Source organism: Mycolicibacterium peregrinum, assembly GCF_001665625.1.
Taxonomy (GTDB): domain Bacteria; phylum Actinomycetota; class Actinomycetes; order Mycobacteriales; family Mycobacteriaceae; genus Mycobacterium; species Mycobacterium peregrinum_B.
This window is the reverse complement of record NZ_LZSY01000167.1, coordinates 1-6,770: the sequence shown is the minus strand read 5'-3', so window position 1 is coordinate 6,770 and position 6,770 is coordinate 1. Positions and strand designations below refer to the sequence as shown.

Sequence of the window (6,770 nt, the reverse complement as noted above, 5' to 3'; positions counted from 1 at the left end):
AGGGCGTCGCGGCCAACACCACCGACGTCTGCCAGAACTACCCACCCAACGACATGTCGGTCTGGGACTGGCACTGACGCAGGCGCAGCCGGCCGGGCTCAATCCGGCCGGCTCAGTCCGGCAGTGAGTTGCTCAGCCGCTCGGTGGCAGCCAGGTAGTCCTCGATGAAATCGCGGACCACCTCGCGAGCCGGCTTGACCTTGTTCATCAAGCCCACGCCCTGCCCGACGAAATAGGTGGCCAGCGCCTGTGCGCCCGGATGCCCCTGGGCGGCAAGCACATCCACGCGCCGGATGATCGGCTCGGCCAACATGTTCTGCAGCGGTAGTGGAAGGGTCTGGTGGCCACCGGCATTCGGCTGCCAGGCGTCGGTCCACTCCGACTTGAGCTGACGGGCGGGCTTGCCGGTCCGCCCCGTCGAGCGCACGGTGTCCCGCGAGGTCGCGTCGAGCATCTTCTGCACGGTGTGCGGCGCGGTCTCGGCCTCCTCGGTGGTCAGCCACACCGACCCCGTCCACGCACCGGCGGCGCCCATCGCCACGGCCGCGGCCATCTGCCTGCCCGTCACGATGCCACCGGCCGCCAGCACCGGGATGTCACTGCCCGCCTGCTCCAGCGTCTCCAGCACCTCGGGGACGAGCACCAGCGTGCTGACCTCACCGCAGTGCCCGCCGGCCTCGGTGCCCTGCGCGACAATCAGATCCACGCCGGCCTGTACCTGCTTGAGGGCGTGCTCGCGGGCACCCACCAGGGCCGCCACCGGAACCCCGCGCTCCCGGCCTGCCTCGATCATGTAGTCCGGCGGCACCCCGAGCGCGTTCGCGATCAGCTTGATCGGATGGCTCATCGCGACATCCAGCAACTCCCGGCCCGTGTCACCGGACAACGAGGATCCGCCGAAGCGCTGCTTGGCCTCGGGTTCGATACCGTGATCGGCCAGCAGTTGCGCGACGAACTCGCGGTATTCGGCGGGAATGCGGTCGGTGAGCTGTCCCCGCGACAGTTTCTCGCCCTTGCCCTCGAACTTCGCCGGCACGATGATGTCGGCGCCATACGGCTTTCCGCCGACCTGCTCGTCGATCCAGGACAGCTCCTGGTCCAGCTGCTCGGGCGTGTAGGCCGTGGCGCCCAGCACGCCGAAGCCCCCGGCGTTGGTCACCGCGGCCACCACGTCACGGCAGTGACTGAAGGCGAAGAGCGGAAAGTCGATACCGAACTGCTCACAGATCGCGGGTTTCACCCCGTCAGTATTGGCACCCCGACTTGACGGGTGTCAAGAGGGGGTCCGATCTCAGGCCGTCACGGCAGCTCGAACGGCAGCTTCACCCCGTCGTGGGCCAGGCAGTGCGTGCAGGCACGCTCGGCATCGACGCCCTCCAGCGCTTCGTGCACCAGCTTCTTGAACGGCACCAGGTTGCGCTCGAATTCGGCGAAGACGTCCACCGTCGTCACCCCTGAACCCGCCTCGATTCCCGCATCCAGATCGGTCACCAAAGCGATTGCCGCATAACACATCTCAAGCTCCCGGGCCAGCACAGCCTCGGGATAGCCGGTCATGTTGACCAGGGTGAAGCCCTGATCGGCGAACCACCGACTCTCCGCCCTTGTGGAGAACCGCGGGCCCTGGATCACCACCATGGTGCCCCCGTCGACCACCCCGGGAAGCCCCGCCGCAATGGACCGCAACGCCGGGCAATACGGGTCGGCGAAGCCGACGTGGATCCCGCCGGAATCGAAATACGTGTCAGCACGGGCGCGGGTGCGGTCCACCAACTGATCGGGCACCACGATCGAACCGGGGCCCAACTCCGCGGTCAGGCTGCCCACCGCGCACGGACCGAAGACACGTCGCACCCCCAACGCCCGCAGCGCCCACATGTTGGCCCGGTACGGAACCGTGTGCGGCGAGTACTCGTGGCCGACCCCATGCCTGGGCAGGAACGCCACCTCGTGCCCGCCCACCGAGCCGACCGTGATCGGTGCACTCGGCGCACCGTACGGGGTGTCCACGGTGACGGTGCGGGCCTCCGGCCCGAAGAACGAATAGAACCCACTACCGCCGATGACGCCGAGCATGCAGCGTTATTCGCCCTTGTTGTCGGGGGTCACGGCGTCCGCCACGACGTCGACGTCGTCCTGGGCCGTGGGGGCCTCGAAGTCCTCGTCGTCGAAGTCGTCGTCGAAATCCTCGTTGGCCTTGCGGGCGCCGTCGGCGATCTCGAAGACATCGGTGGCCAGGCCGCCGATGACCGTCGCGACGTCCTTGACGGCCGTGGTGATGATCGAGGTGACCTGCCCGACCGTCGAGGCCACGGCCTCCACGGATTCCTGCAGCACGTCCTTGCCGATCTCGGTCTTGCTGAGCTGCTCCTTCATGACGCTCAGTGTAAGAGTCGGGGCGGCGACGCACCCGGCCAGCTCATACGATGGCCGTCGTGGCCAGTTTCGCGCAATGGATCGAGGGCGCTCGTCCCCGCACCCTGCCCAACGCCGTCGCCCCGGTGCTCGCCGGTACCGGCGCCGCCGCCTGGACGGGTTCGGCAGTGTGGTGGAAAGCGTTGCTGGCACTGGCCGTATCGCTCGCGCTGATCATCGGCGTCAACTACGCCAACGACTACTCCGACGGCATCCGCGGCACCGACGACGTGCGGTCCGGCCCGTTGCGGCTGGTGGGTTCCAAGCTGGCCTCGCCGCGGTCCGTCCTGACCGCGGCCGTGGTGAGCCTGGCGGTCGGTGCGGTGGCCGGGCTGGTGCTGGCGGCGTTCAGCGCGCCGTGGCTGATCGCGGTCGGCGCGGTCTGCATCGCCGGCGCCTGGCTCTACACCGGCGGCAAGAAGCCCTACGGCTACCTCGGCCTGGGCGAGGTGGCGGTGTTCATCTTCTTCGGGCTGGTGGCGGTGCTGGGCACGCAGTACACCCAGGCCCTGCGGGTCGACTGGGTCGGGCTGGTGGCGGCGGTGGCCATGGGCTCGCTGTCGTCGGCGGTGCTGGTGGCCAACAACCTGCGCGACATCCCCACCGACACCGAGTCCGGCAAGATCACCCTCGCGGTGCGACTCGGCGATGCGCGTACCCGGCTGCTCTATCAACTGCTGGTCGCGGTGGCCCTGGTGCTCCCCCTGGTGCTGATGCTCGCCACGCCGTGGTGCGCGGTGGGCCTGCTCGCCGCCGTGCCTGCGATGCGGGGATTACGGCCGGTGCGTGACGGCAGTACGGGCGCCCAGCTGATCCCGGTGCTGCGCGACACCGGGCTGACCATGCTGGTGTGGGCGATCGCGGTCGCGCTGGCGCTGTTCCTGGGCTAGTTTCCGTCCCGCGCCTCCGCCGATTTCTACCTGCGGGTCGCGGATCGTCGAAGCCCACGACCCAGACGTAGAAACCGGCGAGCTCCCAGGTCCGGCTTCGCAATCCACGCGCGACACCACCGTGGTGCACTAACGTGGCCGTCGGCCTGCCACGCCAATCACCCTGGGGGATGCGCATGACCACTTCGACCGAGGCGCATCAACCCGCACCCTCGGGCCGCGCCGAAACCCGGCGCGCCATCTGGAACACCATCCGGGGGTCGTCGGGCAACCTCGTCGAGTGGTACGACGTCTACGTCTACACGGTGTTCGCCACCTACTTCGAAGCGCAGTTCTTCGACAAGGCAGACAAGAACGCCACCGTCTACGTCTACGCGATCTTCGCTGTCACGTTCCTCACCCGCCCGATCGGTTCATGGTTCTTCGGCCGCTTCGCCGACCGGCGTGGCCGGCGCGCCGCACTGACCGTCAGCGTCTCGCTGATGGCCCTGTGCTCGCTGGTGATCGCACTCGTGCCGTCGCGCGAAACCATCGGTGTCGCAGCGCCGGTCATTCTCATCCTGTGCCGGCTGGTGCAGGGCTTCGCGACCGGCGGCGAGTACGGCACCTCGGCGACCTACATGTCCGAGGCCGCCACCCGGGAGCGGCGCGGCTTCTTCTCGTCGTTCCAGTACGTGACCTTGGTGGGCGGTCACGTGCTGGCGCAGTTCACCCTGCTGATCATCCTGACCTCCTTCAGCACCGAGCAGGTCCACGAATTCGGTTGGCGCATCGGCTTTGCCATCGGCGGCGTGGCCGCGATCGTGGTGTTCTGGCTGCGGCGAACGATGGACGAATCGCTGTCGGAGGAACAACTCGAAGCCATCCGGGAAGGCAAGGACAAGAGCGCAGGGTCGCTCTCCGAACTGCTCACCCGCTACGCAAAGCCTCTGCTGCTGTGCTTCCTGATCACCATGGGCGGCACGCTGGCGTTCTACGCCTACAGCGTCAACGCTCCTGCCATCGTGAAGACCACCTACAAGGACCAGGCGATGACGGCGACCTGGGTGAACCTGGTCGGGCTGATCTTCCTGATGGCGATCCAACCCGTCGGCGGCATGATCAGCGACAAGGTCGGCCGCAAACCGCTGCTGGTGTTCTTCGGCGTCGGCGGGGTGATCTACACCTACATTCTGTTCACGTATCTGCCCCAGACACATTCGCCGGTGTTGTCGTTCCTGCTGGTGGCCGTCGGCTATGTGATCCTGACCGGCTACACCTCGATCAACGCGCTCGTGAAATCCGAGTTGTTCCCCGCACACGTGCGCGCCCTCGGCGTGGGAATCGGCTACGCACTGGCGAATTCGATGTTCGGCGGGACCGCACCGGTGATCTACCAGGCCCTCAAGGAAGGCGGCCACGTACCGTGGTTCATCGCCTACGTGACGGCGTGTATCGCCATCTCGCTGGCGGTATACGTGCTCTTCCTCAAGAACAAGTCCGAAACCTACCTGGACCAGGAAAAGGGGTCGGCCTTCATCCGGTAGCGCGAGCGCACCGGATCACGTTCTGGAAAAAGGTCTGCCCTATGCGGATTTCGGCGGCTCGTCGCCACGCAGCCGGGCCTGCAACTGCTCACGGTCCTTGCGTCGCCGCTCGTCGACCAGGGCGATGGAGGCCGTCGCCCGCTCACGTAACGGCCGGAACAGCCAGATCCCCAACGGCAGCGCGATCACGATGGCGAACAGCAGCGCCACCACGACCGGGAAATTCGCTACGACCAACTGCCCCACCCCATAGATCGCCGCAGCCAGCACAGCGACCAGCACCAGCCGGGCAACGAGGTAAACCACGACATCGGTGACCATCCGGGAGGTCGAACCACTTCCTGACACGCTCCGAGCCTACCGACGACGCGTATATTCGGATAAAGGAGGTTTCGAGTGGCATATCTACTCCTGCTCATCGTCGCGGCAAGCCTGGTGTATCTCGGCTGGCGGCTGGCGCGGGTCTCTGGCAGTCGACCCAAAACCCGGGTGATCGGCCCCGACGACGATCCGGAATTTCTGCGTCGCCTCGGGCACGGCGACAACCCCCGCAACTAGCGCGGGTCGGGCGCGCGATTCGCTGAGCGACGTGCCCCGGCGAAGTCCGACGCCACCACCGCAGCCAGCTCGATGAGCGCCTCACGGGTGCCGGGCTTGAGCCGTTCCAGGCTGATCTCGGCGCCCTCTTCCAGATGCGGGTCGAACGGCACCAGTCGCACCGCACGGCAACGCCGCGAGAAGTGGTCCACCACCTTGGACAGGTCCACCTTGCCCGAGCGCGGACGCACCGCATTGATCACCGCGATGGAGTTGCGCACCAGATCCTGATGCCCATGAGCGTCGAGCCAGTCCAACGTCGCCGACGCGCTACGAGCCCCGTCCACCGAACCCGAGCTGATCACCACCAGCACGTCGGCCTTGGACAGCACGGCCGACATTGCCGAGTGCATCAAGCCCGTCCCGCAGTCGGTGAGCACCAGGCTGTAGAACCGCTCCAACACCTCCAGCGCACGCAGATAGTCGTCCGAGCTGAACGCCTCCGAGACTGCCGGATCGCTTTCGGAAGCGAGCACCTCCAGCCGGCTCGGCCCCTGCGAGGTGTACGCCCGCACGTCGCTGTAGCGCTCGATGCCTTCGGCGTCGCGCAGCAGGTGCCGCACCGTCGCCGCGGTCTCCAGCGGCACCTTCTGACTCAGCGTGCCCCGGTCGGGGTTGGCGTCGACCGCCACCACCCGGTCACCGCGGATCGACGCGAACGTGGCACCCAACGTCGCGGTGATCGTGGTCTTGCCCACGCCGCCCTTGAGGGACATCAGCGCGATCCGGTAGCAACCCTGCAATGGCTGGCTGACCTCGCCGATCAGGTTGTTGTGGTGCGTGGTCTTCGGGCTCTCGCCGACGTTGACCTGCTTGAACGACGCGACATAGAGGGCCTTGCGCCAGCCCGAGGTCGGCGGGTTCTTGCGCTGGCCCAGCAGGGCATCGGTGGAGAGGTCGCGGTAGGGCGTGGCGAAGTCAGCAGCGGCGGGCCGCTCAATAGACCCCGCGGCGGGCCGCTCAAAAGATCCCGCGGCGGGCCGCGCATCAACTCCAGCGGCGGGTCGCCCAGGGACGACGGGATGTCCAGGTGCCAGCGGATGTCCGGGCACTGGCTGTCCGGGCACGCCGGGGCGTCCGGCCGGGCCCGCGAAAACTCCGGCAGGTGCTCCGTCGAAACTTCCGGGCACGGGCGGTGCCGTGATCACCGGGACACCGTGCGGCGGTGTCGGGGCGGTCCACTCGGCGGGCAGCGGCGTGGAGACGCCGGGCTCGGAGGGATTGCTGAACCGCTGCTGACCGCGGAATCCGGGTATCGGGGCGAACACCGACGGGACCAGCGGGGGCTCCGACACCGGAGCCGGCGCGACGGCCGGGGCCGGGGCGACGGCCGGGGCCGGGG

At 67.7% G+C, this 6,770-nt stretch carries 9 protein-coding genes; 4 read left to right on the top strand and 5 right to left on the bottom strand.

The features are described 5' to 3' along the window. The coding region (locus tag A5779_RS34995; protein WP_131811697.1) for a DUF5078 domain-containing protein at positions 1-77 on the top strand (77 nt) is incomplete at its 5' end. Positions 78-112: 35 nt separating this feature from the next. Here A5779_RS34995 and A5779_RS26145 read toward each other — a convergent pair. The 3 genes from A5779_RS26145 to A5779_RS26135 are packed head-to-tail and all read right to left on the bottom strand — an operon-like array spanning position 113 to position 2,376. After that, the gene (locus tag A5779_RS26145; RefSeq protein ID WP_064886632.1) at positions 113-1,240 is read right to left on the bottom strand and encodes a nitronate monooxygenase; all 1,128 of its coding nucleotides are present in this window, start codon (positions 1,238-1,240) and stop codon (positions 113-115) included. 59 nt (positions 1,241-1,299) lie between these two features. Further along, a complete protein-coding gene (locus A5779_RS26140; protein ID WP_064886631.1) occupies positions 1,300-2,076 on the bottom strand; it encodes an S-methyl-5'-thioadenosine phosphorylase in 777 nt (258 codons plus the stop codon). A 6-nt stretch (positions 2,077-2,082) separates the two neighbouring features. Beyond that, positions 2,083-2,376 carry a hypothetical protein gene (locus A5779_RS26135; protein WP_064886630.1) on the bottom strand — a complete coding sequence of 98 codons (294 nt, stop codon included), beginning with the start codon at positions 2,374-2,376 and terminating at the stop codon, positions 2,083-2,085. 59 nt (positions 2,377-2,435) lie between these two features. Here A5779_RS26135 and A5779_RS26130 point away from each other — a divergent pair, with 59 nt between their 5' ends. Together A5779_RS26130 and A5779_RS26125 are read left to right on the top strand one after the other, a co-directional pair. Next, complete coding sequence (locus A5779_RS26130) at positions 2,436-3,305, top strand: 1,4-dihydroxy-2-naphthoate polyprenyltransferase (RefSeq protein ID WP_064886635.1); 870 nt, start codon at positions 2,436-2,438, stop codon at positions 3,303-3,305. A 176-nt stretch (positions 3,306-3,481) separates the two neighbouring features. Further along, on the top strand, positions 3,482-4,831 hold the full coding sequence (locus A5779_RS26125) for an MFS transporter (protein ID WP_064886634.1): 1,350 nt from the start codon (positions 3,482-3,484) through the stop codon (positions 4,829-4,831). Positions 4,832-4,870: 39 nt separating this feature from the next. Here the strand turns inward: A5779_RS26125 and A5779_RS26120 are convergent, their stop codons facing one another. Further along, a complete protein-coding gene (locus A5779_RS26120) occupies positions 4,871-5,152 on the bottom strand; it encodes a DUF4229 domain-containing protein (RefSeq protein WP_064886629.1) in 282 nt (93 codons plus the stop codon). Between the two features lie 75 nt (positions 5,153-5,227). Here A5779_RS26120 and A5779_RS34140 point away from each other — a divergent pair, with 75 nt between their 5' ends. Further along, on the top strand, positions 5,228-5,389 hold the full coding sequence (locus tag A5779_RS34140; RefSeq protein WP_165609112.1) for a hypothetical protein: 162 nt from the start codon (positions 5,228-5,230) through the stop codon (positions 5,387-5,389). Here the strand turns inward: A5779_RS34140 and A5779_RS26115 are convergent. Next, complete coding sequence (locus A5779_RS26115) at positions 5,386-6,708, bottom strand: MinD/ParA family ATP-binding protein (protein ID WP_413784940.1); 1,323 nt, start codon at positions 6,706-6,708, stop codon at positions 5,386-5,388. The genes A5779_RS34140 and A5779_RS26115 overlap by 4 nt on opposite strands. Between the last annotated feature and the right edge of the window lie 62 nt (positions 6,709-6,770).